Annotated in this window: 29 protein-coding genes and 1 pseudogene; 28 read left to right on the forward strand and 2 right to left on the reverse strand. The window is 43.2% G+C overall.

Features of this window, described 5'->3' with window-relative positions; genetic code table 11:
* Nucleotides 1-17 precede the first annotated feature (17 nt).
* The 26 genes and pseudogenes from HADU_RS04580 to HADU_RS04705 all read left to right on the forward strand — a co-directional run bounded on the left by HADU_RS04580 (nucleotide 18) and on the right by HADU_RS04705 (nucleotide 20034).
* Nucleotides 18-800 (forward strand): ParA family protein, encoded by a 783-nt coding sequence (locus HADU_RS04580; protein ID WP_004815561.1) that lies wholly within the window; start codon nucleotides 18-20, stop codon nucleotides 798-800.
* Nucleotides 797-1684, forward strand: coding sequence for a ParB/RepB/Spo0J family partition protein (locus tag HADU_RS04585; protein ID WP_004815563.1), 888 nt, complete (start codon nucleotides 797-799; stop codon nucleotides 1682-1684). The genes HADU_RS04580 and HADU_RS04585 overlap by 4 nt, the downstream gene beginning before the upstream one ends.
* A gap of 29 nt (nucleotides 1685-1713) precedes the next feature.
* Nucleotides 1714-2352, forward strand: coding sequence for a MotA/TolQ/ExbB proton channel family protein (locus tag HADU_RS04590; protein WP_004815564.1), 639 nt, complete (start codon nucleotides 1714-1716; stop codon nucleotides 2350-2352).
* Between the two features lie 8 nt (nucleotides 2353-2360).
* Entirely contained in the window at nucleotides 2361-2783 is a 423-nt protein-coding gene (locus HADU_RS04595) for an ExbD/TolR family protein (protein WP_004815566.1), read from the forward strand.
* Entirely contained in the window at nucleotides 2783-4510 is a 1728-nt protein-coding gene (gene msbA, locus HADU_RS04600; protein ID WP_004815568.1) for a lipid A export permease/ATP-binding protein MsbA, read from the forward strand. Before HADU_RS04595 ends, msbA begins: the two co-directional genes overlap by 1 nt.
* 2 nt (nucleotides 4511-4512) lie before the next feature.
* Nucleotides 4513-5517: a tetraacyldisaccharide 4'-kinase gene (lpxK, locus tag HADU_RS04605; RefSeq protein WP_004815569.1), complete on the forward strand. Its 1005-nt coding sequence runs from the start codon at nucleotides 4513-4515 to the stop codon at nucleotides 5515-5517.
* Nucleotides 5518-5529: 12 nt separating this feature from the next.
* Complete coding sequence (kdsB, locus tag HADU_RS04610; RefSeq protein WP_004815572.1) at nucleotides 5530-6291, forward strand: 3-deoxy-manno-octulosonate cytidylyltransferase; 762 nt, start codon at nucleotides 5530-5532, stop codon at nucleotides 6289-6291.
* A 14-nt stretch (nucleotides 6292-6305) separates the two neighbouring features.
* Nucleotides 6306-7289 carry a DNA polymerase III subunit delta' gene (locus HADU_RS04615; protein WP_008303995.1) on the forward strand — a complete coding sequence of 328 codons (984 nt, stop codon included), beginning with the start codon at nucleotides 6306-6308 and terminating at the stop codon, nucleotides 7287-7289.
* A 17-nt stretch (nucleotides 7290-7306) separates the two neighbouring features.
* Nucleotides 7307-7647 (forward strand): annotated as a pseudogene (locus HADU_RS04620) (PilZ domain-containing protein).
* A gap of 26 nt (nucleotides 7648-7673) precedes the next feature.
* Complete coding sequence (locus HADU_RS04625) at nucleotides 7674-8447, forward strand: TatD family hydrolase (protein ID WP_008303997.1); 774 nt, start codon at nucleotides 7674-7676, stop codon at nucleotides 8445-8447.
* A gap of 40 nt (nucleotides 8448-8487) precedes the next feature.
* Nucleotides 8488-9102: a TetR/AcrR family transcriptional regulator gene (locus HADU_RS04630; protein ID WP_004892793.1), complete on the forward strand. Its 615-nt coding sequence runs from the start codon at nucleotides 8488-8490 to the stop codon at nucleotides 9100-9102.
* A 9-nt stretch (nucleotides 9103-9111) separates the two neighbouring features.
* Nucleotides 9112-9669, forward strand: a complete 558-nt coding sequence (locus tag HADU_RS04635; RefSeq protein WP_008303999.1) for a type II secretion system protein — start codon at nucleotides 9112-9114, stop codon at nucleotides 9667-9669.
* Nucleotides 9659-10252 (forward strand): type II secretion system minor pseudopilin GspI, encoded by a 594-nt coding sequence (gspI, locus tag HADU_RS04640; RefSeq protein ID WP_171056643.1) that lies wholly within the window; start codon nucleotides 9659-9661, stop codon nucleotides 10250-10252. Before HADU_RS04635 ends, gspI begins: the two co-directional genes overlap by 11 nt.
* Complete coding sequence (locus HADU_RS04645; protein WP_008304003.1) at nucleotides 10249-10884, forward strand: type II secretion system protein GspJ; 636 nt, start codon at nucleotides 10249-10251, stop codon at nucleotides 10882-10884. The genes gspI and HADU_RS04645 overlap by 4 nt, the downstream gene beginning before the upstream one ends.
* Before the next feature lie 9 nt (nucleotides 10885-10893).
* Nucleotides 10894-11841: a type II secretion system minor pseudopilin GspK gene (gene gspK / locus HADU_RS04650; RefSeq protein WP_008304004.1), complete on the forward strand. Its 948-nt coding sequence runs from the start codon at nucleotides 10894-10896 to the stop codon at nucleotides 11839-11841.
* A gap of 147 nt (nucleotides 11842-11988) precedes the next feature.
* On the forward strand, nucleotides 11989-12585 hold the full coding sequence (locus HADU_RS04655; RefSeq protein ID WP_008304006.1) for a 6-pyruvoyl trahydropterin synthase family protein: 597 nt from the start codon (nucleotides 11989-11991) through the stop codon (nucleotides 12583-12585).
* A gap of 45 nt (nucleotides 12586-12630) precedes the next feature.
* Nucleotides 12631-13347: a uracil-DNA glycosylase gene (ung, locus tag HADU_RS04660; RefSeq protein WP_005222516.1), complete on the forward strand. Its 717-nt coding sequence runs from the start codon at nucleotides 12631-12633 to the stop codon at nucleotides 13345-13347.
* Nucleotides 13344-14468: an enoyl-CoA hydratase/isomerase family protein gene (locus HADU_RS04665; RefSeq protein WP_008304010.1), complete on the forward strand. Its 1125-nt coding sequence runs from the start codon at nucleotides 13344-13346 to the stop codon at nucleotides 14466-14468. Before ung ends, HADU_RS04665 begins: the two co-directional genes overlap by 4 nt.
* A 3-nt stretch (nucleotides 14469-14471) precedes the next feature.
* The gene (tadA, locus tag HADU_RS04670; RefSeq protein ID WP_004815596.1) at nucleotides 14472-14993 is read left to right on the forward strand and encodes a tRNA adenosine(34) deaminase TadA; all 522 of its coding nucleotides are present in this window, start codon (nucleotides 14472-14474) and stop codon (nucleotides 14991-14993) included.
* Between the two features lie 26 nt (nucleotides 14994-15019).
* Nucleotides 15020-15475 carry an SRPBCC family protein gene (locus HADU_RS04675; protein ID WP_034592304.1) on the forward strand — a complete coding sequence of 152 codons (456 nt, stop codon included), beginning with the start codon at nucleotides 15020-15022 and terminating at the stop codon, nucleotides 15473-15475.
* Between the two features lie 17 nt (nucleotides 15476-15492).
* Nucleotides 15493-16176, forward strand: a complete 684-nt coding sequence (gene cmk, locus HADU_RS04680) for a (d)CMP kinase (RefSeq protein ID WP_004815601.1) — start codon at nucleotides 15493-15495, stop codon at nucleotides 16174-16176.
* Between the two features lie 115 nt (nucleotides 16177-16291).
* Nucleotides 16292-17968 (forward strand): 30S ribosomal protein S1, encoded by a 1677-nt coding sequence (rpsA, locus tag HADU_RS04685; RefSeq protein WP_004815604.1) that lies wholly within the window; start codon nucleotides 16292-16294, stop codon nucleotides 17966-17968.
* Between the two features lie 163 nt (nucleotides 17969-18131).
* Complete coding sequence (locus tag HADU_RS04690; RefSeq protein ID WP_008304017.1) at nucleotides 18132-18437, forward strand: integration host factor subunit beta; 306 nt, start codon at nucleotides 18132-18134, stop codon at nucleotides 18435-18437.
* 15 nt (nucleotides 18438-18452) lie between these two features.
* Nucleotides 18453-18818: a lipopolysaccharide assembly protein LapA domain-containing protein gene (locus tag HADU_RS04695; RefSeq protein WP_004815608.1), complete on the forward strand. Its 366-nt coding sequence runs from the start codon at nucleotides 18453-18455 to the stop codon at nucleotides 18816-18818.
* Nucleotides 18819-19068: 250 nt separating this feature from the next.
* Entirely contained in the window at nucleotides 19069-19749 is a 681-nt protein-coding gene (gene pyrF / locus HADU_RS04700) for an orotidine-5'-phosphate decarboxylase (RefSeq protein ID WP_008304021.1), read from the forward strand.
* 87 nt (nucleotides 19750-19836) lie between these two features.
* A complete protein-coding gene (locus HADU_RS04705; RefSeq protein ID WP_008304023.1) occupies nucleotides 19837-20034 on the forward strand; it encodes a hypothetical protein in 198 nt (65 codons plus the stop codon).
* Nucleotides 20035-20189: 155 nt separating this feature from the next.
* Here HADU_RS04705 and HADU_RS04710 read toward each other — a convergent pair whose 3' ends face one another.
* The gene (locus tag HADU_RS04710) at nucleotides 20190-21098 is read right to left on the reverse strand and encodes a lysine exporter LysO family protein (RefSeq protein ID WP_008304024.1); all 909 of its coding nucleotides are present in this window, start codon (nucleotides 21096-21098) and stop codon (nucleotides 20190-20192) included.
* 60 nt (nucleotides 21099-21158) lie between these two features.
* On the reverse strand, nucleotides 21159-22643 hold the full coding sequence (locus HADU_RS04715; protein ID WP_008304026.1) for a flavin-containing monooxygenase: 1485 nt from the start codon (nucleotides 22641-22643) through the stop codon (nucleotides 21159-21161).
* Between the two features lie 154 nt (nucleotides 22644-22797).
* Between HADU_RS04715 and HADU_RS04720 the strand changes: the two genes are divergently transcribed.
* Complete coding sequence (locus HADU_RS04720; RefSeq protein ID WP_008304027.1) at nucleotides 22798-23805, forward strand: helix-turn-helix domain-containing protein; 1008 nt, start codon at nucleotides 22798-22800, stop codon at nucleotides 23803-23805.
* A gap of 84 nt (nucleotides 23806-23889) precedes the next feature.
* Nucleotides 23890-25041, forward strand: a complete 1152-nt coding sequence (gene zapE / locus HADU_RS04725) for a cell division protein ZapE (protein ID WP_004815619.1) — start codon at nucleotides 23890-23892, stop codon at nucleotides 25039-25041.
* Nucleotides 25042-25181: the final 140 nt, after the last annotated feature.

Here is a 25181-nt window from a genome sequence, read left to right on the forward strand (position 1 = left end):
AAGGAATTGGGTTCAACATGGCACAAATTATTGCGATTGCAAACCAGAAGGGTGGCGTTGGCAAAACCACAACCGCAGTAAATTTGGCGGCATCTCTCGCAGTATTAAAAAAACGTGTGCTGCTTGTGGATATGGATTCACAAGGTAATGCTACGATGGGCTCGGGCATACAGAAAAATGATTTACTTTATTCAGTAACGGATGTGTTGCTTGGTGAAGTGCCGATTGAAACGGCAATTACCAAGGCGGAAGTTGGATATAAAGTATTAGGCGCCAACCGTGATCTGGCTGGTGTAGAGCTGGCAATTGCCGAACAGGAAGGCCGTGAATTTATTCTGCGTGATGCCCTGCAGGAAATTGAAAAATCATTTGATTATATTATTGTAGATTGTGCACCAAGTTTAAGCCTGATTACCGTAAATGCCTTGGCTGCCGTGGATGGCGTAATTATTCCAATGCAATGTGAGTATTATGCATTAGAAGGATTGGCTGATTTGACTCAGACCATTGACCGGATTCAGCAGGCTTTAAATCCTGATCTACAAATCGTGGGTGTATTACGTACCATGTATGATGCGCGTAATGCACTGACACGTGATGTCTCTGAAGAATTACAACAATATTTTGGCAAGAAACTTTACGATACCGTGATTCCACGTAATATCCGTCTGGCTGAAGCACCAGCACATGGCTTGCCAGTGATTTATTTTGAAAAAAGTTCCAAGGGTGCAGTTGCTTACCTCAATCTGGCGGCTGAAATGTTAAAGAAAAGCAAAGTGAAAAAAGGAAGTAAAGCATGACCGTGAAGAAACGTGGACTCGCCAAAGGTCGTGGTTTGGATGCATTACTGGGGTCAATTCAAAAAGAAAAATTACAGCTTGAAGCACAAGGTCTGGATCATGGTCAGCTGAAGCAGATTGATGTGAATCTGTTGAAACGTGGTGAATACCAGCCACGTCGCTATATCAATGAACAGGATTTGCAGGAACTGGCTGCTTCAATTGAGAAGCATGGCATCATGCAGCCGATCGTCATTCGTCCGGTAGATGATGAACGTCATCCTTATGAAATTATTGCGGGTGAGCGTCGCTGGCGTGCAGCACAATTGGCAGGCCTCACTGAAGTTCCTGCGATTGTGCGTGATCTGAATGATCAGGTAGCAATTGCGCTGGCTTTGATTGAAAATATCCAGCGTCAGGATCTGAATCCAATTGATCAGGCAATGGCGCTGCAACGTTTCCATGAAGAATTTGGTCTGAGCCATCAGGAAATTGCCGATACTGTAGGCAAGGCGCGTACGACAGTCAGTAATTTACTGCGTTTGCTGACCTTGGCTGAAGAGGTAAAAGACTTTATGCAGCAAGGGCTGCTTGATATGGGGCATGCGCGTGCGATCCTGACTTTGAAAGCCAAAGACCAGCTGAAAGTGGCTGAAATGGTAATTGAGAAGAGCCTGTCCGTACGCCAGACTGAGCAATTAGTGCGTGATTTCAATACCCCAAAACAGGATAAACCAAAGCCAGTCGTAGCGCCGGATATTCAACAACTAACACAACGTCTGTCAGAACGTTTTAGTGCAGAAGTAAAAATTGATTATAACAAGCAGGGCAAAGGCAAACTGGTCATTAGCTATCATTCACTGGAAGAGCTAGACGGTATTCTTTCGATCCTGGATGACGAATAAAACTTGATTCTTGATTGGGGACAAATCAGATGTGGGAATTGGTAAAAGCAGGTGGGTGGCTGATGCTACCCCTCGTATTATGTTCGATTTTCATGGTGGCCATCTCATTAGAGCGATTTATTCGCCTGAAAAAGAGCCTGATATTACCTAAAGCGCTTTTGATGGGTCCCGGGCAAAATGCCAATCATGTGATGCAAAAACTAAATATGGATAAATCCCTGCAAGGGAGTACATTAGGCCGTGTTTTTGCAGCAGGTGCTGCCAGCCAGCAACAGACCGAGCAATATGCACGTGCCCAGATGGAAGTCGTTGCTTCGCAGGAAATTGGTTATCTGGAAAGAAATATTAATTTTTTAGGAACTTTAAGTGCAGTTGCACCTTTGCTGGGTTTGCTCGGTACAGTGATCGGAATTATTGAATCTTTTCTTATGATTGACGTGGGTACTACCAGCGATCCAGTGCTGATGATGCCGGGGATTTCCAAGGCGTTAATTACGACAGCTGCCGGGATGCTGATCGCGATCCCTGCCTTATTTGCACATCGTTATTTCCAGCGTCTGGTACAGGAATATGTAGCTGAGCTGGAGCAGCAGGCGACTTTATTTCATGCTGACCTGTTTTATTCGCATGCTTCAGAAGCGGATGAAATTCTTCAGAAGGCGAGCTGAGGTGAGTCATGAAATTCAAACGCAATCAGGTTGAAGATGTTCATATCAACCTCACTCCGATGATTGACTGTCTGTTATTTATCTTGGTATTTCTATTGCTTTCTACGACTTTCAGTCAACTCAGCCGTATGAATTTGACCTTGCCAGACGCGCAAGGAGTTCCACCGAAAAACTTTGATCAAAAGGTTGAAGTTACTGTGGATGCAAATGGGCACTATGCAGTGAATGGGCAGTCATTGGCGAGCAAAGAAGTGGCTGATTTAAATACCGCAATTAAACAGATTTCTAACGAACGACGTGATTTAATGTTTGTGATTGCTGCTGATGCAAAAGCAGCACATCAGGATGTGATTCGCGTTATGGATGTTGCAGGGCAACTTGGCTTTGTGAACATCAACATTAGTACGAAAGTACCTACCCGAGGTTATTAGTGAAGCAAGATTTAAAAGTCTATTTACGTCTTCTCAGTTATTTAAAACAATTTTGGGGATTGGCCTTACTGGTTATCCTGGGTTTCGCCATCAATGCTGCAACAGAAGTCTCCGTTGCCAAGTTGCTGGAATATATTATTGAAGCGATTCAGACTCGTGATCAGGGTTTTACAACGATCTTCCCGTTTCTGGTGGTCTTGCTGATCTTTTTCCGCGGTGTAGGTTTGTTTTTGGGTGGCTATTTTACTGCAGTCATTTCCCGAAATCTGGTCTTTAATATTCGTCAGGAAGTCTTTGCCAAGCTAATGCGTCTGCCTTCGCAATATTTTCTGGATAATACCAGTGGTCACATTACTGCTAAAATTATGTATAACGTTGAGCAGTTGACTGCTGCCTCAAGTGATTCACTTAAGGTGATTGTGCAGCAAGGTCTGATCACAATCGCGCTGATTGGTTATCTGCTTTATACAAACTGGCGTTTAACGTTAATTATTCTGATTTTTGCACCGATCATTGGTCTGCTTATTCGCAAAGCTGCACAGCGTATGCGTAAGCTGTCCAAGCAAGTGCAGAACACCATGGGTGATGTGAACCATGTGGTACAGGAGTCTGTAAATGCCAATATGGTGGTAAAAGCTTTTGGCGGTCAAACGTACGAGCAGGAACGTTTTAGAAAGCACTCTCTAGAAAACTTGCGTCGTGGCTTGAAAATGGTTGTAGTGAAAGAGCTCAACAGCCCGATCGTACAGCTTATTATGTCTATTGCGTTGAGTATTGTCATGTTTCTGGCTTTGCGCCCGGAAATCTTGCGTGATACGACTGCTGGTGAATTTGTTGCTTATATTACCGTGGCAGGCATGTTGTCCAAACCGATCAAGGCACTCACTGAAGTCAATGAAAAAATTCAGCGTGGTATGGCGGCAGCTTATTCAGTGTTTGAATTACTGGATATGCCGGAAGAAAAAAATGCAGGTACTTTTAAAGATACTTTAAAAGGTAATATCCAGCTGAAAAATGTGAACTTGACTTATTCTGATGGGTATCAGGCATTAACCGATCTGAATCTTGATGTAAAAGCCGGACAAACAGTAGCATTGGTAGGTCGCTCAGGTGCAGGTAAAACTTCACTGGTGAACCTTTTAATGCGCTATCAGGAAGCAAGCTCCGGTCAAATCCTGTTTGATGGCAAAGACATTAAAGATTTTGAGCTGAATGCTCTGCGTACCCAGATCTCGATGGTAAACCAGCAGGTGGTGCTGTTTAACCGTACCGTGCGTGAAAACATCGCTTATGGTCAGCTGGAAGATGCTGCAGAAGAAGATATTATTGCCGCGGCTAAAGCTGCTTATGCCCATGACTTTATTATGGCTTTGCCAAATGGTTATGATACCGAGCTGGGCGCACAAGGTCTGAATCTGTCTGGCGGTCAGCGCCAGCGTATTGCGATTGCGCGTGCCATTCTGAAAAATGCACCAATTCTAATTCTGGATGAAGCAACCAGTGCGCTGGATAATGAATCTGAATACTTTATTCAGCGTGCTTTTGATGCGGCAATGCAGGATCGTACCACTATCGTTATTGCTCACCGTTTATCAACGATTGAGAATGCCGACAGTATTGTCGTCATGGATCAAGGTCGCATTCTGGAGCAGGGAACCCACCAGGAATTGATCAACCGCAAGGGTGCTTATTACCAGTTGCATCAACGCAACTTCGAGGAACAATAAGTATGTCACTGGCACAGGTCATTCAGGATGCCTGGAATACACAGGCTAAATGGCTGATTGTATTTCGGCCATTGTCCTGGCTGTACCAGATCGGATTTAGCTTAAATAAAGCTTTATATGATAAAGGTTTTAAAGCAAGTTATACCGCACCTGTACCTGTGATGGTGATTGGTAATATTACTGTGGGTGGGAGTGGGAAAACTCCATTACTGATCCATTTGGTTGAATATCTAGAAAAACAAAATGTCCGGGTTGGCGTGATCAGCCGGGGTTATGGAGGTAAAGGTCCATTTCCTTGCTATGTCGATACGCAGGCGACCGCAGAAAGTGTGGGGGATGAACCCGCACTGATTGTCCAGTCGACGGGTGTACCGATGGCTGTTGGTCCTAATCGTCAGCAGAGTATAGAGCTGCTATTGTCCAAACATAATCTGGATTTGATTATTTGTGATGATGGTTTACAGCACTGGGCTTTGAATCGTCAGATTGAGTGGATCGTACTGGATAATAATCGTGGTCTGGGCAATCAGAAACTTCTGCCTGAAGGTTATTTACGTGAGCCGGTTGAACGTCTAGAAACTGGTACTGTAATTGAGCATACGGCTTATCCGCAATCTGACTTGCATATGCATTTGGCTCCCTCACAGCCGTATTTACTCAATCGGGCAGGGTCGCAGGCTTTTGATCCGAACTTACCTTTTTATGCCGTCGTCGGGATTGGTTTTCCACAGCGTTTCTATCAGACCTTGGAAAGCTTGGGTATTCAGCAATTCCAGTGCCATGAATTTCCGGATCATCATGACTATGAAATTAAAGATCTGCAGTTTGAAGATAATTATCCGATCATTACCACTGAGAAAGATGCAGTAAAGATTATGACTTTACTCAAACAGAATCCGGCATTTAATCGTGATATCTGGGTGGTGCCTGTTGAGGCAATATTATCGCCAGCCTGTTATGCGATCTTGCAGCAACAACTTGGTGAATACGGTATTTCTATTTCTTAAGGTTTATTCATTATGAAACACATTGTCATTCCTGCACGCTTTGCCAGCTCACGTCTGCCGGGTAAACCTTTATTAGAGATTCATGGTCGTCCAATGATTCTGCGTGTGGTCGATCAGGCGCGTAAAGTAAAAGGTTTTGATGATCTATGTGTAGCGACAGATGATGAACATATTGCAGCCGTATGTCGTGCTGAAGGTGTGGATGTTGTCATTACTTCACCTGATCATCCATCGGGAACCGACCGCCTAAGTGAAGTAGCAAAAATTAAAGGTTGGGCAAGTGATGATATTATCGTTAATGTCCAAGGTGATGAGCCGTTATTACCTGCGCAACTGGTTCAGCAGGTGGCTCAGCTACTGGTCGATCAGCCAGAATCGTCTATGTCGACACTTTGTGAGTCGATTCATCAGCTTGAAGAATTTCAGCGTGACAGTATCGTGAAAGTGGTGATGTCAAAGCACAATCAGGCGCTGTATTTTAGCCGTGCAACGATTCCTTATGACCGTGATGAAGCAAAACAAGCTGAGCAGAAACTGCATGATCAGGCTTATCGCCATTTGGGGCTGTATGCTTATCGGGTGAAGTTGCTTCAGGAATATGTAACCTGGGAAATGGGTGTTCTGGAAAAACTAGAATCTTTAGAACAGTTGCGTGTGCTGGAAAATGGTCACCGTATTGCCATCTCTGTTGCTGAAGTGAGTTTGCCCCCTGGTGTAGATACCCAGCAGGATCTGGATCGTCTGAACCAGCTTGATCCATCTGTATTCGCCTAATTTGAGAATTTAGCATGCCGCTTGATGCCACCGCACAAATTTATCCTTGGCAACAACAAGTCTGGGATACGCTTACTGGGCGTTTTCCCCAGCTTGGGCATGGACTACTGTTTTATGGCAAAAAGGGTTGTGGTAAGGAAGCTTTTACCCAGCAATTTCTAGCATGGGTATTATGTCAAAATCGTCATATGCGCAATTTGCCATGTGGTGAATGTGGCAGTTGTCAGTGGCTTAAAGCAGATACTCATCCCAATTATGTTTATATCAGTACCGATGAAGAAAACAAAAAACAGAATGCCAAAATCAAGATTGAAAAGATCCGGGATTTATTGCCATTTGTGCAGCAAACTGTTGATGGTTGGCGTGTTATTGTCATAGAGCCTGCTGAAGCACTGAATATTGCCTCTTCCAATGCTTTGCTGAAAACCCTGGAAGAGCCGGGTGAAAATATTGTCATTATTCTGCTGGCTGATCATTACTTAAAATTACCCGCGACAATTCGTAGCCGTTTACAGCATTTTGCTTTGGATCGCATTACATCAGATCAGGCCACAAATTATTTAAACGAATATTTACCAGATGCAGGATCTTCCCAACAACAATTATTAATGAATCTGGCCAATCAGATGCCGTTACAGGCGATTGAAGTGGCTCAGAGTGCCTGGATGCCAATGCGTCAGGATTTTTTGCAAGACTGGAAAAAATTAGTCATAGAAAAAAATATGCCGATCGCAATCGCGACGAGATGGAATAAAAGCCTAAGTTTTAATGATTTTGGGCAGATGTTTGAATACTTGTTGTCGGATTTGATTTGTGTCAAGCTAAATCAGGCCATTAAAAACATCGATTTGGAATTTGACGTATTGGCTGAATATTATTCATTAGAACAGCTTTTTGATATTTATGGGGAATTTCAGCAGTCCAAGCAGTATCTGGAACAGAATGTACAAAGCAATCTGGTTCTGGACCAGCTCTGTATTCGACTGATGAATCTTTAACGAAGAAGGAGAAGAATATGCAATCACGTATGGGGGGTATTATTCAGGCGAATATTCCTGATATTGAAACTCTATTTGCCAGTTATATGCCATTTGTTACAGGCGGTGGTCTTTTTATTCCTTCCAATCAGACAGTAAAGCTCGGAGATGAGGTTTTCGTGCTGACTACTTTACCTGAACAATCACAAAAATTCCTTTAACTGGTAAAGTTATTTGGGTATCACAAAAACAAAATGGTATTAAACCACAAGGTTTTGGCATCCAGTTAAGTGGTGATAAAGGCGTTTTCTTTAAAAATGAGGCCGAACGACTGATTACGGGGCTTAAATCTGCAGGGCGTAGAAGCTACACTATGTAATTCTCCCTGCTGAAAAGGACTACACCGTGTTTGTAGATACGCATTGTCATTTAACTTTACTCGACTTAACATCTTACAGCGGTGATCTGGATCTGGCACTGGCACAGGCACGTGAAGCAGGTGTTTCCAAGTTTATGAGTATTTCGGTAGATCTTGATGATCATATCGAACTGGCCAAGATTGCGGCACGACATGCTGATGTAGGCTACACCGTGGGTGTGCATCCTTGTGAAGATGCTGCAACTATGGCACGCGCAACTACGGATTATCTGGTTGAGCTGGCACAGCCAGAAAAAGTTTGGGCTTTAGGCGAAACAGGTCTGGATTATTTCCATAGCACTGATTTTATCCAGGAACAGAAAGAATGTTTTGCGCGTCATATTCATGCTTCCCAAGTCGTGAAAAAACCGGTGGTGGTCCACACCCGTTCAGCCAAGCATGACACAGTAGATATCATTCGCGCTGAAAAATCTACACATGGCATCTTGCACTGTTTTACTGAGGACTGGGAAACAGCCAAAGCAGTTCTTGACTGTGGTTATTATGTCTCTTTCTCAGGCATTGTTTCTTTCAAGAATGCGCAGGATTTACGTGATGTGGCGAAACAGGTTCCACTGGATCGCGTGTTGATAGAGACAGATAGTCCTTATCTGGCACCCGTACCTTATCGCGGTAAATCAAATGAACCGAAATACGTTCCATTTGTAGCCAAAGCCTTATGTGATGTATATGATAAGAGCTTGGAAGAAATGGCTGCAATCACAATGCAGAATTTTGAAAATCTTCTAAGTTTTAAGTAATACGAATTAAATAAGAGCAGAAGAGAGTTATAGGGTGAAGATGGATCGTCAGGCTCAGTTTCGAGCAAGAGAAACCTTGATTTTTCAAGTGGCAGAACAGCTGCTACTTGAAAATGGTGAAGCCGGTATGACGCTAGATGCGTTGGCTGCAGAACTGGATTTGGCTAAAGGCACACTCTATAAACATTTCCAAAGCAAAGATGAGCTGTACATGCTGCTCATTATCCGTAATGAACGTATGCTGCTGGAAATGATCCAGGATGCGGAAAAGGCTTTTCCAGAACATTTGGCTTTCTTCATGTTGCATCATTTGCACCATCCGGAGCGTACGGTACTGTTTCATCAGATTGAGGAACGCTTATCGACGACTGGGGTGGGCATTCAGCAATTATTTACTGAGCTTTACCAGATCCGGAAACAGCGTTTACGTCTGATTATTCGCATGACAGAAAGCTATCTCGAATCAATTCAAAGCAGTATGCCAGTACGTGATTATCTTGCTTCGATTTGGTCACTGACTCATGGTGCAGCTGCAATCCTGAACTCCAGTTTCTATCAGCGTTACCTTGGTTCTCGTGATACTTTACGTGTGGCCTATATCGACCAGGCTCTGGCTTTACCCAAGAAAATTAATTCGGTTGAGCAGTTTGCTTAAAGGCATTCCATGAAAATCCAGTCTCTATCATCAAATCGTGGTTTTACACTCATTGAATTGATGGTGGTGATTGTTATTATGGGAATTCTGACATCTCTGGTGATGCTGAATATAGGTGGGGTAGATCAACGTAAAGCGATGCAGGCACGTGAAGTGTTTATGCTGGATTTACAACGCATTTTACGTGAAGCGAATGATCAGGCTCGGGTACTCGCCTTGCAGACCCAGCCGGCAACGGATGTCAGCCCATTTCAGTACACTGTGGTGGAATATCAAAAAAAGCCCACCAATACCGATTTTAGCTTAAGTAGCACATCACAGAAATGGATTGACTATACTGAGTTTAAGACCCAAGCTTTGCCAGATAAAGTATTTTTGCAGATTCAGCCCTTGGATCAGCGTTATGAAAATGCACAAAACCGGGATTTGACCATGCAGGATGCGCCAAAATTGATTTGGCTCGGCAATGGGGAAGTGAAGCCGGTACGGATTCAGTTTTATCTTGATAATAATGAAGTCGGTTCTGCAATTGAAATCGACCACTTGGGTAAAATCAATGAAATTTAAATATTTCAAGCAGAGTGCTGGAGCTGATGCAATCAAGCCATTTAAGGCGAGTGCTGATCGATTTCATTATGTGTACCTCGAGCTTAGCTCTTTATCTTACACAGCGGTGAAGCAGCATTACACTCATCGCAGTTCCTCAAGCATAGCTTTCGGACTTTCTTGCGCGACGATGCCGCTCAGGTCGAGTGTTACTCGACTTAATCGTGCCTCAGGTTTTACCTTGCTGGAAGTCATGGTCGCGCTGGCAATATTTGCTACCGCAGCCATGGCACTGACTAAAGTGGCAATGCAATATACCCAGTCGACTTCCCATGCCATCTTACGCACCAAAGCTCAGTTTGTTGCTTTAAATGAAGCAGCACAAATGGAAATCAATCAGGAATGGCTAACAGGAACTTCATCCCGGCAAATTACCCAGCAGGGTGAGTCCTGGCAGATTGATAAGAAATCTGAACCAACCATTAGCCCAAATGTACAGCGTGTTGATATACAGGTCGGTATTGTCAATGCCGATATCGGACAATTGGAATCTGGTGTCAGCAGTCTGGTGTTTTTTAATCATCGGGTGAATCAGACACAATGAAAAAAAATGGATTTACCCTGGTCGAGCTGCTGGTTGCGATTGCGATCTTTGCCGTATTGTCTGCATTGGGATGGCAGGTCTTTGATCATATCCGGGTCACGCGCGATCAAAATACCCTTCATGAACAAAAGCTAAATCAATTACAGCAGGGCTATCAGCAGATTCTGCGTGATATGGTGCAAACAGTACCCTTAACCGCAAATGTAAATGGTGATATTCAGCCAGCTTTAGTATTGCAAGATGGTCGTTTTAATTTTAGTAAGACTGGTGTTACGGATCCGCTGGAACAAGGCATCGCGCCGGATGAGCGGGTGGAATATCAATATCGGGCGGATGAGCAAAAAGTCTATCGGCTTAAATTCAGGAACCTGAACCAGACCGGACGCGATCAACCGGAATCGAGCATATTGCTGAGCGATGTAGAACAGTTTCAAATTATTGCACTGAATCCAAATGAAATCACACAATGGCCGGAAAGTGGACTGGATTTAAATCGTACTGAAAACAAGCAGCTTTTACCGAAAGGCATCAAGATCAATCTGATTGTACAGGGTGTGCAATATGAATGGTTGTTCAGTCTGCTGAACACAGATTATCTGTCAAATAATACCAATAATATAGGCAGCTCATAGGATCAAAGTATGAAGCAGCAACAGGGCATCGCATTAATAACCATTCTGGTCATGGTTGCACTGGCAACTATTCTGGCGGCAACGATTGCCAAACGTCAGGCAGCGACTGCGGAAAGTACAGCTTATCTGATGCGCCAGAATCAGTCCTTAATGTATGCCAAAAGTGCTGAAGCCTTCTTTTCCGAGTTGCTTGTAGATGATGCTGAAAATGCCGCTGATATTGATCATCTGAATGAAACCTGGGCACAACAGATGCCTCCTTTTCCTGTGGAGGATGGCTATATTGCTGGCAGGCTAGAGGATGAGTCGGGCAAGTTTAATCTGAACAGTCTGGTGGCTGAAGATGGAACTGTAAATGAGCCGGCGAAAAAATGGTTTGAACTGATTTTGAAACGGGTTGGTTTACCGGAACAATTAAGTGAAGCAGTGATTGACTGGCAGGATCAAGATGAACTGCCAATTGGTGCTATGGGAGCAGAATCCATTCATTATCAAGGTTTGCCAAATGCTGCATTGCCACCCAATGCCAATTTTCATAGTATAGAACAACTCAAGCTGGTACGAGGTTTTGAAGAGAACCGCTATAAACTGCTGCTACCATACGTAACGGCAGCCCCGCTAAAGGATACGCAAGTGAATATCAATACGGCACCAGCGGCATTGCTGGCAAGTTTGGATGACAAGCTGGATGTGAATGCTGTGCAACAAGCTTTGGATCTTAAATTTGGTAAACAGGAGTACTTTGCTAATATATCTGAACTTTGGCAAGTCGCTCCTTTTGATCAGGTAGCTGCTGAAAATCGTAACCAGTTTGCCAAGCTATTGGGCGTAAAGTCCCAGTTCTTTAAAGCACGGATTGAAGTGATGCTGAGTGAACGTAAGCGTCAGTTTAGCAGTGATCTGATACGGCAAGATAAGCAAGTCTATGTCTCGTATCGCAGTATGGCGCCATTTTAAATTATCTTCATACTTCAGCCAGAGTGCGTAGAAGCTGTATATGATCCGTTTTGTCTATTAACGTGAACTGCAAAATTAATCCTCCTTCTTCTAGTTTTGCTTTATAATTGTAGTGAATTCACCTATTTTTTGACGACATTACGGCACATGTTAATTCGTAAGCTATTTAAGTTTGAAAATGCTCATATCGTGCGAAATTGCACATCGGATCGCTGTAAGCGTTCGATCCATGGTCATAGTTATAAAGTAGAATTATTACTGAAAGCCTCTAAGCTCGATCATGGTCAGATGGTATATGACTTTGGCTTGCTAAAAGGTGTCATCAAGGACTTTTTTGATTCATTCGATCATGCTATCTGCTTTTGGCAGGATGATAATCCCGAATACATTCGGGCCTGCAAGAATTTTAGTGCACGTTGGGTGTCATTGCCAGTATCGCCGTCTGCTGAACAGTTCTCCCGTATTTTCTTCTTTTTAGCACAGCAAGTGCTGGCTTCAACCATTACCCAGAATGGTGAAGGAGAGGTTGATGTGTATTCCGTGATTGTGCATGAAACTGATACCGGTTACGCGCAAAGCTTTTTGGAAGATATCGAAAATGAGCAAATGGGGCTACTTAACCTGGATCAGATTGAATTTTCTGAACAGGTACAAGCTGAATGGACCGATCCTGATATGTTCAACAAGTTGAAACAGGGGATTCCATTCCACAACCCAACCGTAGACTTACAGGTAAAAGTTTAAGCTGTTTCAGTTTTAAACTGCATGACATCAATTTAGGATGAAAAAATGTCTTTATTAACTGAACAGCAAATTGCAAAACTGAATAAAGTCCAGCTGGATGAAAGCTGGAAATATAGCCTGAGTGATTTTTTACTCGGTGCAAAAATGGATGCACTTAAAAATTTTCTGATTGAAGAAAAAAAAGCAGACAAAGTTATTTATCCACCGAATCATCTGATTTTTAATGCGCTAAATACGACACCGCTGGATCAGGTGAAAGTGGTGATTTTAGGACAGGATCCTTATCATGGCCCGAATCAAGCACATGGCTTAAGTTTCTCGGTGCAAAAAGGGGTTGCATTGCCTCCATCTTTGCGTAATATTTTTCATGAGTTGCACTCGGATCTGGGCGTGCCTATTCCTAAACATGGCAACTTGACCCATTGGGCAGAGCAAGGTGTATTGCTCCTGAATGCAGTATTAACCGTAGAAGCGGGCCAGCCGACTTCACATCAAAAACGTGGCTGGGAAGAATTTACTGATCACGTAATTGATGTCATTAATGAACAACGTGAAAATGTAGTCTTTATTCTTTGGGGTGCTTACGCGCAGCGTAAAGGACAACGCATTGACCAGAATAAACACCTTGTACTTAAAGCCGCACACCCGTCGCCGTTGTCGGCAAACCGTGGCGGATTCTTTGGTTGTAAAGTATTTTCCAAAGCAAACAATTATCTTAAACAACATGGCATTGAGCCTATAGATTGGCAGCTGGACGCATGACATATTCTCCTGTATCAAAACAATATCACTCGGATTTGATTGTCGAAGAAGCCCAAAATGGATGGCGCATCGTTCGATTAAATCGTCCGAAATCACTACATGCACTGGATGAAACCATTGCATCGGCCTTGCTTGAGGTTTTTGAAGATTTTCATCACGATGACAATGTAAAAGCAATCTGGTTCGATTCGACCACCCCTAAAGCATTCTGTGCAGGTGGAGATGTACGTAAATTGCGTCAGTTAGTCATCAATGACGAAGTTGCAACTGCGAACAAATTCTTTGAGCAGGAATATGCTTTAGATCTGTTGCTACATAACTATGCCAAACCAGTGCTGGTATGGGGCGAAGGTTATGTGATGGGTGGTGGTCTAGGTTTATTTATGGCGGCACCGTTCCGTCTGGTAACGCCATATTCCCGTCTGGCAATGCCTGAAATCAATATCGGTCTGTATCCAGACGTTGGTGCAACGCGTTTCCTGGCAGATCGTGGTGCAATTGGTTTATTTACCGGTTTAACAGGTTCAATCATGACCGCGGCTGGCGCGTATGGTATTGGCTGGGCTACCCATATCTGCGATATGCAGCGTGATGCTGTTCTGCACAAAATGGTCAATGTTGACTGGGAGCATTATCCGGCGGGAGATTTCCGCGCTATTGATGATACGTTAAACAGTATGCATCGTCCTGTAGGGCCTGGACCATTGCAAAATTCACTTGATGTCATTCATAGTGTCTGCCGTGGCGTTAACTTTGAACATGATTATGAAGCTATTGTTGGTTTAAAGGATGCGCGCAGCGACTGGTTGCGTCAAGCAAGTGAAAATCTTCAAAAAGGTTCTCCAGCGACTGCTGCCTTAACTTGGTTATTATGGCAATGGGGTAAACAGGTACATTCCTGGAATGAAGTTTTTGAGCTGGAAATCCAGATTTCCGACTGGAAAATCCGTCATCCGGACTTTGTCGAAGGTGTGCGTGCACGTCTGGTCGATAAAGATCTATCTCCGGAATGGGAGAAAGGTACTGACCTGAGTCTGAAAGGTATCTTTGGCAATAATCCGCCAGTTACTCAAATTGACAGCTGGAATGTGCTATTAAGACAGTATGGTGTCATCAGCTGATTCATGACTGAATATATTAAAACCGATGCAGAATGGATGCAGTTTGCCTACGAGCAGGCTGCATTAGCGGCAGCGCAGGGAGAAATTCCTGTGGGTGCAATTATTGTCAGTAATAACCAGATTATTGGTCAAGGCTTCAACTCTCCAATTTCATTGAATGACCCTACCGCACATGCAGAGATTGTGGCCATCCGTGAAGCCTGTCAGGCCATTCAAAACTACCGCCTGCCTGATGATGCAGTTCTCTACGTGACTTTGGAGCCTTGCACCATGTGTGTAGGAGCACTGGTACATTCACGGATTTCCCGCGTGGTTTTTGGTACTACAGAGCCGAAAGCAGGCTCACTGATCAGTGCACGTAAGCTCTTTGAGACTGGCTACTACAATCATGTTTTTGAGTTTGAATCGGGATGCTTGCAAGCTCAGTGTGCCGGGCAGCTCAGCGATTTCTTTAGAATGCGCCGGGAACAGAAAAGACAATTAAAGTTACAAGAAAGGCAAATGAATGCTCAGAATCAGGCCTGAATTCTGTTTAATATTAGCCCTTAAAAATAACAACCCCAACCAGGACTTATGATGAACGCCATACAGTAAAAAAAGAATTTCCTGCACCTTTAGCGCAGGTGTTTGACCTGTTGTCTAAACACGCAACTTATAATGTAGCCTTTGCCCCGATTCAGGTGGAACGTATCAAGGATTCTGCGGATCCTGAACGTCCTGATGGTCTGGGGTCAATTCGTAGCTTGGGCATTGGGCCGATCAAGCCGTTAAAGGAACAGATCACACTGCTTGAGCCGAATTCGCGGATTGAATATAAAATTATTAAAAATCCGCTGGTGAAACATCACTTGGGTATTATCGAGTTTGAAGCAGTTTCAGATGATAAAACGCTGGTGACCTATACCATTGAATTGCAGGCTCGTGCACCCTTTGTCAGCAAATTAATCCTTGCACAGCTAAAAGCAGGGATTAAACTAGGCTTCGCGAAACTCGCAAAATCTGTTTAAACAACAATGGAAAAGCAATGACAGTTCAAATTATTACCATTGATGGACCAAGTGGTTCGGGCAAGGGGACACTCGCTGCGAAAATTGCAGCACATTATGGTTTCCATCTGTTAGATTCAGGTGCGTTATATCGCTTGCTTGGATTGTCATTGCAGCAGCAGGATTTGCTGGAATCATTAGATAGTGAACTGGAAAAATGCGTACACATTGCTACAAATTTAGACATCCAGTTTACAAGTACTGCAACCGGAATACAGGTATGGTTAGAAGGTGAGGATGTGACCCACACCATCCGTACTGAACGTGTTGGTGAGTTTGCTTCAAAAGTTGCCGCAATTCCTGAACTTAGAGCTGCATTAGTGGGCCGCCAGCATGCTTTTGCACAAGCACCAGGTCTGGTGGCAGATGGTCGTGACATGGCAACCAGCATCTTTCCGAATGCCCAAGCCAAGATATATTTGACCGCATCGGCTGAATCACGTGCGAACAGACGAGTAAAGCAGTTGCAGGGCATGGGGCTGGATGCTAAAATAAGCGACATTTTAGCTAATATACAGGCTCGAGATAAAAGAGATATGGAACGCACGGTCGCTCCACTCAAGCCGGCAGCAGATGCTTATATCATCGACAGCTCAGAACTGGGTATCGATGAGGTATTTAATCTGATGACCGCTTATATCGACAGCCAGTTAGCTCATTAACCGAATTATCAAATTCAGCAGACGCATAGCTCGATCAGTTTTATATGGGACTATGTAGACGCTTAACTAAACCGGCCTTGTCTGATCCAAGACCGCTGACTTTATCGGAAATATCATGACCGAATCTTTTGCAGCCCTCTTTGAAGAAAGCGAATTAAACCTCAACGTTGAAAAGGGTGCAGTCATCCAAGGCGTTGTAGTAAGCATCGACTCTGACTGGGTAACTGTTGACACTGGCCTTAAATCTGAAGGCGTTGTTGACCGTGCTGAGTTCTTAAATGAACAACGCGAACTTGAAGTTCAAGTTGGCGACACTGTAGACGTAGTTGTTGAAGCACTTGACAACGGTATGGGTCAAACTGTTCTTTCTCGCGAAAAAGCTAAACGCGCTGAGACTTGGACTAAACTTGAAAAAATCTTTGAAGACGGCGAAATCGTTACTGGTGTTATCTCTGGTAAAGTTAAAGGCGGTTTCACTGTTGACATCGGTCCAGTACGTGCGTTCCTTCCTGGTTCTTTAGTTGATACTCGTCCTATTCGTGATACGACTCACTTAGAAGGCAAAGAGCTAGAATTCAAAGTAATCAAGCTTGACGCTAAACGTAACAACGTTGTTGTTTCACGTCGTGCTGTTATGGAAGCTGAATCTTCAGCTGACCGTGAAGCGCTTCTTGCTCAGCTTGAAGAAGGTCAAACAGTTACTGGTACGATTAAGAACCTTACTGACTACGGCGCGTTCGTTGACCTTGGCGGTATCGACGGTCTTCTTCACATCACTGACATGGCTTGGAAACGTATCAAGCACCCATCAGAAGTTGTGGAAGTTGGTCAAGAAGTTACTGTTAAAGTACTTAAATTCGACCGCGAACGTAACCGCGTATCTTTAGGCCTTAAACAATTAGGCGAAGATCCATGGTTAGCGATCATGAGCCGTTACCCTAAAGGTTCTATCGTTAAAGCTCGCGTAACTAACCTAACTGACTACGGCTGTTTCGCAGAAATCGCTGAAGGCGTTGAAGGTCTAGTACACGTGTCTGAAATGGACCACACTAACAAAAACATCCACCCATCTAAAGTAGTTCAGATCGGTGACGAAGTTGACGTTATGGTTCTTGAAGTAGACGAAGAGCGTCGTCGTATTTCTCTTGGTATCAAACAAACTCGTGCTAACCCATGGGAAGAGTTTGCTAAGAACCACGACAAAGGCGAGAAAGTATCTGGTACGATCAAGTCTATCACTGACTTCGGTATCTTCATCGGTTTACCAGGCGGTATCGATGGTCTAGTTCACTTGTCTGACATTTCTTGGAACGAACAAGGCGAAGAAGCGATTCGTCGTTACAAGAAAGGTGACACAGTTGAAGCGGTTATCTTGTCTGTAGACGCTGAAGGCAACCGTATCAGCCTTGGTATCAAACAATTGAACAGCGATCCATTCAACGATTTCTTAGCTGCTAACGAACGCGGTGCACTTGTTAAAGGTACTGTAACTGCTGTTGACGCTAAAGGCGCTACAGTTAAGTTAGCTGACGAAGTTGAAGCGACTCTTAAAGCATCTGAAATCAACCGCGACCGCGTTGAAGATGCAACTAAGTTCCTTGAAGTTGGTCAAGAAGTTGAAGCTAAGATCATCAATGTGGATCGTAAATCTCGCTCTATCAACTTGTCTATCAAAGCGAAAGACGAAGCTGAAGAGAAAGAAGCTGTTGCTAACTTGAAAACAGCTGCTGCTGGTCAAGAAAATGGTCCTAAGACTATTGGTGACCTGATCAAGGCGCAAATGAGCAACTAAGTAAGCACAGGAAATGTATTGTTAATGTAAGTTAACTAATATTTTCTGAACGATTACTGTAAACGGTAGCGTAGTATTTAATTATTGCGCTACCGTTTTGTATTTAAACAGGTTATTATCGCCATAGAGAGTCCAAGTAGCTTGATAATTAAAGAGGTCGCAGATGACTATTGAAGCACTTAATAAGTCTGATTTAATAGAGCGTATTTCCCTAAAGAACCCGCATTTAGCTGAGCCTTTAGTTGAAGAAGCTGTGAAGATCATGATCGATCAAATGATCGAAGCATTATCGACAGACAACCGTATTGAGATTCGTGGGTTTGGCAGCTTCGCATTGCATCATCGCGAGCCACGTATTGGCCGAAACCCGAAAACCGGTAAGTCTGTTGAAGTCGCAGCAAAAGCAGTTCCACACTTCAAACCAGGTAAGGCACTACGTGATGCTGTAAACGAATCAGCAAACAAATAATTCAAGGGGCGTGTTATGCGTTACGTACTCGTCGTTTTATTACTCGTTGTATTTGGGTATTCACTGGCACTGGTATTGCAAAATGGAACTGAACTATCTGTAGACCTGTTATTTACTCAGGTTCCTGCAATGCGTTTAGGCCTATTATTGTTGTTGACACTGTCATTGGGTGTCATTCTTGGCCTACTGCTAGGTGTACAGGTATTTAAAGTTTTCCAAAACAGCTGGGAAATTAAGCGATTGCGTAAAGACATAGACCACCTGCGTAAAGAGCAGCTGAATACAGCGAAGTTGATGGCAGCAGAAGCGGCTGCTCATTCACGCCATGAAAAGACAGTTGTTGATATCCATCCTCAGGATCGACCTTCGACACCTTTATAAGGATGTGATGTCATAACTTTGACTATTTAAACTTCTCCTGATTATATTTAAAGCACTCTGATTCTTGCTCAGGGTGCTTTTTTATGCTTTAAGTTTTATAAACCCATTAAAAATAAAATTAATTAAAAAAATTGTTTTAGAAATAAGAGATTTAAATTGATTTAAGAAACAGTTTTCATAATTTATATATTTGTTCATACAGCTGAAATCCGTATAATGCCTTAATTTTGTCAATTTAAAGGGTCTTGTTATGAGTATTATCGTTGCCTTGGATGCAAAAAGCCAATATGACGCATTGACGATTGCTGAGCAATTAGACCCTGAGCTTTGCCGTGTAAAAGTTGGTAAAGAGTTATTTACCCATGAAGGCCCATCAGTCGTCAAAGCACTGCAAGATAAAGGTTTTGAAGTTTTCCTTGATTTGAAATTTCACGATATTCCAAATACTACTGCGCAGGCAGTATGTGCAGCCGCAGACTTGGGTGTATGGATGGTGAATGTACATGCTTCTGGCGGTCGTAAAATGATGGAAACCTGTGTTGAGCGTCTTAAAGCTGGGAATTATAATACTCAACTGATCGCGGTAACGGTATTAACTTCAATGGGCCGTGAAGATTTAAAAGATATCGGTCTGGATATTGAACCCTTTGAGCATGTGAAACGTCTTGCTGCTTTGACCAAAGACAGTGGTCTAGATGGTGTGGTGTGTTCTGCGCAAGAAGCAAAAATGCTGCGCGAAACGCTTGGTGCAGACTTTGCATTGGTAACGCCGGGGATCCGTCCGGAAGGCTCAAATGCAGACGACCAAAAGCGTATTGTGACACCGAAACAAGCAATGTTGGATGGTTCTACACATTTGGTGATTGGTCGTCCGATTACCAAATCTGAAAATATGCGTCAGACTTTAAAAGATATTCTGGCAACCTTGTAATTCTATCAATCCGATAAAAAGCCTTTCAAACGAAAGGCTTTTTTTATACATTGAAAAAACAGTATAAAAATAAAAAAGGAATTTACAATGAAAACGCGAGAACAAAAATTACTGGAACAAAATCATGAATTGGAAAAAATAGCGGATCAGCTTGAACAGCAAACACTTCAGAAACAGTATAACTCTGCGAGTTCATGGAATTGGATGGCACGTCTTGATGGTGTTGATATTGTAGAGCTGGCTTCAGAGATGGTTGATACAGTGGAAGAACTATTGGGAGATTAGCTTAAGTATTTGAACATGATTCTTCAATATTTTCCCTCACCTTTGCGAACTCAAAATATATTTTGAGATTCTTCATTTCCCAAGGGGGGCTTCTTCTATTATTTTAAAAGCTTCGCTTCTCTCCCTTTGGGAGAGATTTAAAGAGAGCTAATGAATTAGATGGCTGCTAAAACACTGACCATCACCGGTGCCAATACCGACAAAATAAAGCCGCTCAACATGGCATGCGGAATAAAATCATTACCACAGGCCTGTTTTACCATCGGTAAGGTGACATCCATAGATGTTGCACCTGCAGCTGCAATTGCAGCACGTGGATAGCGCCAGCCAAGACAATACATCAGTAAAATTGCAAAAATTTCCCGAAACAGATCAGTCATCAGTGCAATACTGCCCAATTCAGCATTCCTGAGTTCAGTTACCACAATACCGCTCATCGAGTAGAAGCCATAACCTTGCGATAGCATAATCAGGTCTTGAAGTCTGATATCAGATTGCCATATCGCATAGAGCAGTACACTCAGTAGTGAACCGAGAATACAACCGAGTGGTACCAGCAGAATTTTCCAATTTAGCCATGAGCGGTCGAGTGGGGAATAGGCAAGATCGAGTCCGATCAGGAACATAAATACTAGCAGTAAATGCCAGGTACTGATTTGTGCCTGAATATTTAAGCTACCTAAACCTGCATGCAGCAAATAACCAATACCGAGCGCAATAAAAGCATAACTGATATTGATGAGTGATTTAATTACCAGTTGTGTAGAAACCCGTCCTGAGGAAGGTTGATAACCTGCCCACTTAAACAGCAGATAACAACAGGTAAAGGCACCGAGTGAAGTGATCGCTGCAATTCTGAGAGAGATATTCAGAATTTGATAAGGATGCTTTAGTTCATCGAGAAGTTGTGAAAACTCAAAAGCAATCGCGATCAGTAGCACATAACTAAAATAGGGTAGAACGGCAAAAAATACTTTAACAACAGTTTGAGGCAACTTTCTGGCACACAGAAAGCCGATCGCCAGACAAAACAGTAATTGGAAGATAAGCCAAAAGGATTGCATAATCAGGAAAAATAAAAATTTTCCATATTATGCCATCCCTTTAACGAATATGTTGTTGCTTTAACTGGCTTTACTCAGTAAATGGTAATCTGATGGATTAGCCCACTTGGTTTTCAGCCAGTATTTCCAGGTATAGGTGGGCCATAAGGCAAAATTTTTGCCACCATCCTGTTGATACCAGCTCACGCAGCCCGATTGCCAGACAGTATTCTCCATCATGTGTTGTACCTGTGCGTTAAACTGCTCATGTACTTCATCTTTGACCAAGATTGCCTCGGTATGCGATCGTTCAACCATCTGGATTAACTGCAGAATATATTCTACTTGTGACTCGATCATAAACAGGACCGAGTTATGCGCCAGCACAGTATTTGGACCAAGCAGCTGGAACAAATTCGGGAAACTCTTGATACAGATACCATAATAGCTTTCTGCACCATCTTTCCAGACCTCATTGAGCTTGATGTCATTTAAACCAGTGCATTCAAAGTTTTTCAGATAAATACGCGGATCAGTAATAAAACCTGTGCCATAAATCAGGCAGTCAATCGGCCGTTTTCTACCATCTGCAGTAATAATACTGTCTTCCGTCAGTTCCTGAATTGTGTTAGTGACCAGTTCGACATTAGACCGATTAAAGGTGGGGAAATATTTATTGGAAACCAGAATCCGTTTACAACCCATGATGTAATCTGGAATCAGTTTTTGTGCAACTTCCTTATCTTTGACCTGATAGCGGATATAAGCTTCAGCCAGTTTCTGTGTATATTTCATCACGGTCGGTTTTACGATAGGGACGACACGGGATTCATTCGACCAGTACAGACGAATACGATGTAATTTACGAAACCAGTCAAAGCGTGCAAAAAGCTTCTTTTCCAAATCATGATACAGCCGCTCATCACGTGGAATCACCCAGGCTGCAGTGCGCTGCATCACATAGAGCTGTTTGCATTGTGGAGCGATTTCTGGAATGTACTGAATGGCACTGCCACCTGTTCCAATCGAAGCGACATTTTTACCAGTGAGGTCATAGCTGTGATCCCATTGAGAGGAGTGAAAGATTTTACCTTTAAATTTTTCGATTCCGCTAATCTTCGGAATTTGCGGTACATGCAAAGGGCCGGATGCAAAAATGACATATTGTGCTTCCAGCTGTTCATCTTTATTTAAAGTTAATGCCCAGCGACAACGCTTTTCATCATAATGTGCAGCTTTAACTTCGGTATTTAGACGGGTAAATGCAGGAACATTGAATTCTTTGACCAGTTGTTGAATATAGGCAAAGATTTCCGGCGCTTCCGCATATCTTTTTGACCAGTCAGCTTTCGGTGCATAAGATAGAGAATACATGTGAGATTGCACATCACAGGCTGCACCTGGATACTGATTTTCACGCCAAGTACCGCCAAAATCATTGGACTTTTCAAGAATTATAAAGTCTGTAATGCCTTGTTGTTGCAAACGAATGGCCATTGCAATTCCGCCAAAACCTGCACCAATAATAGCAATTTTGGTTATGTGATTTTTCTTTGTAGTATTCATGCTGTGCAATCCGTGCATATCCAGATTTATTAGAATATTGTAAAGTTCTAAGATCAAACATGATTAATAAGACGACAAAATTGATCAAAACGGCAATAGAGAATTTGTAAAATTTATAGTAAAACAGGAACAATCCTATTAAATTCAAATCGCAATGAAGAGATCGATACTCAGTTTGATGTACTTGATTCAGGGGATGCGCAAGGCAGGCATTGCATTGGAGCATAAGCTGGACAATATCGGGCTGCGTATAGATGACCTCGATCCTACGTCGATCATTCATCCCAGTCTGGAATATGATGTACTCAAAGTTGTAGGTGAGGGAGTTGCACCAGAAAAAGGGATCTTGATCGGACAGCATTATGCACTGGCAGGATATGGCCCGCTGCTCATGCTACTGGTGACTAGCCCTACGGTGAGAGATGCACTAATTCATGGTATCCGTTTTCAGCAGTTAACCCATCTGACTGGGGAAATGAGTTTCAAGCAGGCTGGGCATCGCATTGCACTTTGCTATTGTCCAAGTAATGTGCAGGACCAATTAGGTCAGCTGGTCGCGCAGGCTGAAATCTCTGGGACTTACAAGTTTATTCAGGACCTGTACAAGATGATGGGGCTTTCGGTGCCTGAAGTAAGGATTGAATTGCCATTTCCAAAGCCGGAAGAGTTAAAACAGTTACAGTTTTACCATGATTATTATGGGCATCAAGTACAGTTCAATGCCGATCAGGCCGCTTTCTGGTTTGATGAAGCGGTGTTAAATGTCAAGATTCCTTCAGCAGATGAGATGACCTTCAAGCTGTATGAAAGGAAGTGTATTGCTGAACTGGAACGATTGCGTGAAGATGAAAAGACACCTTCACTAATCCAACGGGTGCAGGACTATCTGGAGCTGCAAAGTGGAGGAATGCCGACCATGGCAGAAACCGCGCAAGCCCTGAATATTCCAGAACGGACTTTGCGGCACCAGCTACAGCAGCTGAATACCAGCTATAAGCAGATCCGTGAGGATATCATTAAGGATAAAGCCTTAAGAATGATTGAATATAAACAATATTCAATTGAAATGATTGCAGAACTGCTAGGATATTCTGAACCGGCGGCGTTTAATCACGCATTTAAACGCTGGTTTGGTCAGAGTCCGCGCCAATATGTAAAATAGCCTAAGTTTGCTAATGCCAAAGTGTTATGGCTTGAAGTTAAATCTTCGCTATAATTTTTATGAATCTCAATAGTAATGAACCTTATGTCCGACTTAAATTCACATCAGCACAACGCCTTTAGCCCCTTATCTCCTGCAGAACGTTATGCACAGGCACTGTCTTCGGGGCAGTTCATGCCGGATGATGCACAAGCGATTGCAGTACATGAGCTAGACCGTGTTTGGGTGGAGTTAATTCAACGCTTTAAGGCTTCCAAGAAAGCATTTCGCCGTTTTCGCCGTCAGACCTCACCGAAGGGTGTGTATATGTGGGGTGGTGTAGGTCGTGGTAAAACCTGGCTGATGGATCAGTTCTACGATTCCATTCCATTTCGCCGTAAAATCCGCATGCATTTTCACCACTTTATGCAGCATGTGCATCGTGAGCTGAACAAATTATCTGGTCAACGTAATCCGCTAGATTTGGTGGCAGACCAGATTTATAAAGATGCCGTGGTCATCTGTTTTGATGAATTTTTCGTATCGAATGTAACCGATGCCATGATCCTTAGTGATCTGTTTCAGAAACTGTTTGAGCGCGGCATTACCTTGGTCGCGACCTCGAATATTGCCCCAGATGGCCTATATAAAAATGGCATCCACCGTGACCGTTTTATTCCGACCATTGAGCTGGTAAAAAAGAATTGTGTAATTCTAAATGTCGATGCAGGTGTGGATTATCGTTTGCGTGTACTCAAACAGGCACAGTTATTCAAGTTCCCGTTAACGCATGATAATAAAAACTGGATGGCACAGCGTTTTAGCGCACTAACCCAGACCCAGCAGCATTCTGATGAACCGATCATCATCAATAACCGTATTGTCGAAACTGTGGCACATACCGAAGATGTATTATGGTGTGAATTTGCAGAACTGTGCCTGAAACCGCGTAGTCCGGCTGACTTTATTGAAATCGCCAATATCTATAATACTGTGCTGGTCAGCAATGTGCCGCACCTGACCGACTTCTTGAATGATGGTACACGCCGTTTCATTTACCTGGTAGATGAATTCTATGACCGTGGTGTGAAATTACTACTCACTTCTGAAGACAATATCGTTGACATTTACCAAGGTGAAAAACTGGCTTTCGAGATTGAACGGACCCGTTCACGTCTGCTGGAAATGCAATCAGATGAATACTTGCATTCGGAGCATCGCCAGATTGAGAAAATTGCCTCCAGCAATGCTGAATAAAGTTTCAAAAAGCGTCGGCTAACCGGCGCTTTTTTTTATGCAAAATTACTGGGCAGTTTATCGACAATAAGCACATTTCATGGCTTAATCGGACTTCAAGAATGACAATGTATATGGAAATGCGTGATTTTTGCGCGAAA

This window comes from Acinetobacter sp. HA (genome assembly GCF_000264725.1).
Taxonomy (GTDB): Bacteria; Pseudomonadota; Gammaproteobacteria; order Pseudomonadales; family Moraxellaceae; genus Acinetobacter; species Acinetobacter schindleri.

Coding starts and splice junctions, on each gene's coding strand:
- rpsA (WP_004815604.1), top strand. CDS start 16,292: ATGACCGAATCTTTTGCAGCCCTCTTTGAAGAAAGCGAATTAAACCTC.
- kdsB (WP_004815572.1), top strand. CDS start 5,530: ATGAAACACATTGTCATTCCTGCACGCTTTGCCAGCTCACGTCTGCCG.
- HADU_RS04585 (WP_004815563.1), top strand. CDS start 797: ATGACCGTGAAGAAACGTGGACTCGCCAAAGGTCGTGGTTTGGATGCA.
- HADU_RS04705 (WP_008304023.1), top strand. CDS start 19,837: ATGAAAACGCGAGAACAAAAATTACTGGAACAAAATCATGAATTGGAA.
- tadA (WP_004815596.1), top strand. CDS start 14,472: ATGACTGAATATATTAAAACCGATGCAGAATGGATGCAGTTTGCCTAC.
- HADU_RS04655 (WP_008304006.1), top strand. CDS start 11,989: ATGTTAATTCGTAAGCTATTTAAGTTTGAAAATGCTCATATCGTGCGA.
- HADU_RS04715 (WP_008304026.1), bottom strand. CDS start 22,643: ATGAATACTACAAAGAAAAATCACATAACCAAAATTGCTATTATTGGT.
- HADU_RS04590 (WP_004815564.1), top strand. CDS start 1,714: ATGTGGGAATTGGTAAAAGCAGGTGGGTGGCTGATGCTACCCCTCGTA.
- HADU_RS04720 (WP_008304027.1), top strand. CDS start 22,798: ATGAAGAGATCGATACTCAGTTTGATGTACTTGATTCAGGGGATGCGC.
- HADU_RS04615 (WP_008303995.1), top strand. CDS start 6,306: ATGCCGCTTGATGCCACCGCACAAATTTATCCTTGGCAACAACAAGTC.
- HADU_RS04665 (WP_008304010.1), top strand. CDS start 13,344: ATGACATATTCTCCTGTATCAAAACAATATCACTCGGATTTGATTGTC.
- HADU_RS04630 (WP_004892793.1), top strand. CDS start 8,488: ATGGATCGTCAGGCTCAGTTTCGAGCAAGAGAAACCTTGATTTTTCAA.
- HADU_RS04645 (WP_008304003.1), top strand. CDS start 10,249: ATGAAAAAAAATGGATTTACCCTGGTCGAGCTGCTGGTTGCGATTGCG.
- HADU_RS04695 (WP_004815608.1), top strand. CDS start 18,453: ATGCGTTACGTACTCGTCGTTTTATTACTCGTTGTATTTGGGTATTCA.
- cmk (WP_004815601.1), top strand. CDS start 15,493: ATGACAGTTCAAATTATTACCATTGATGGACCAAGTGGTTCGGGCAAG.
- HADU_RS04595 (WP_004815566.1), top strand. CDS start 2,361: ATGAAATTCAAACGCAATCAGGTTGAAGATGTTCATATCAACCTCACT.
- lpxK (WP_004815569.1), top strand. CDS start 4,513: ATGTCACTGGCACAGGTCATTCAGGATGCCTGGAATACACAGGCTAAA.
- HADU_RS04635 (WP_008303999.1), top strand. CDS start 9,112: ATGAAAATCCAGTCTCTATCATCAAATCGTGGTTTTACACTCATTGAA.
- gspK (WP_008304004.1), top strand. CDS start 10,894: ATGAAGCAGCAACAGGGCATCGCATTAATAACCATTCTGGTCATGGTT.
- gspI (WP_171056643.1), top strand. CDS start 9,659: ATGAAATTTAAATATTTCAAGCAGAGTGCTGGAGCTGATGCAATCAAG.
- HADU_RS04710 (WP_008304024.1), bottom strand. CDS start 21,098: ATGCAATCCTTTTGGCTTATCTTCCAATTACTGTTTTGTCTGGCGATC.
- zapE (WP_004815619.1), top strand. CDS start 23,890: ATGTCCGACTTAAATTCACATCAGCACAACGCCTTTAGCCCCTTATCT.
- ung (WP_005222516.1), top strand. CDS start 12,631: ATGTCTTTATTAACTGAACAGCAAATTGCAAAACTGAATAAAGTCCAG.
- HADU_RS04580 (WP_004815561.1), top strand. CDS start 18: ATGGCACAAATTATTGCGATTGCAAACCAGAAGGGTGGCGTTGGCAAA.
- pyrF (WP_008304021.1), top strand. CDS start 19,069: ATGAGTATTATCGTTGCCTTGGATGCAAAAAGCCAATATGACGCATTG.
- HADU_RS04690 (WP_008304017.1), top strand. CDS start 18,132: ATGACTATTGAAGCACTTAATAAGTCTGATTTAATAGAGCGTATTTCC.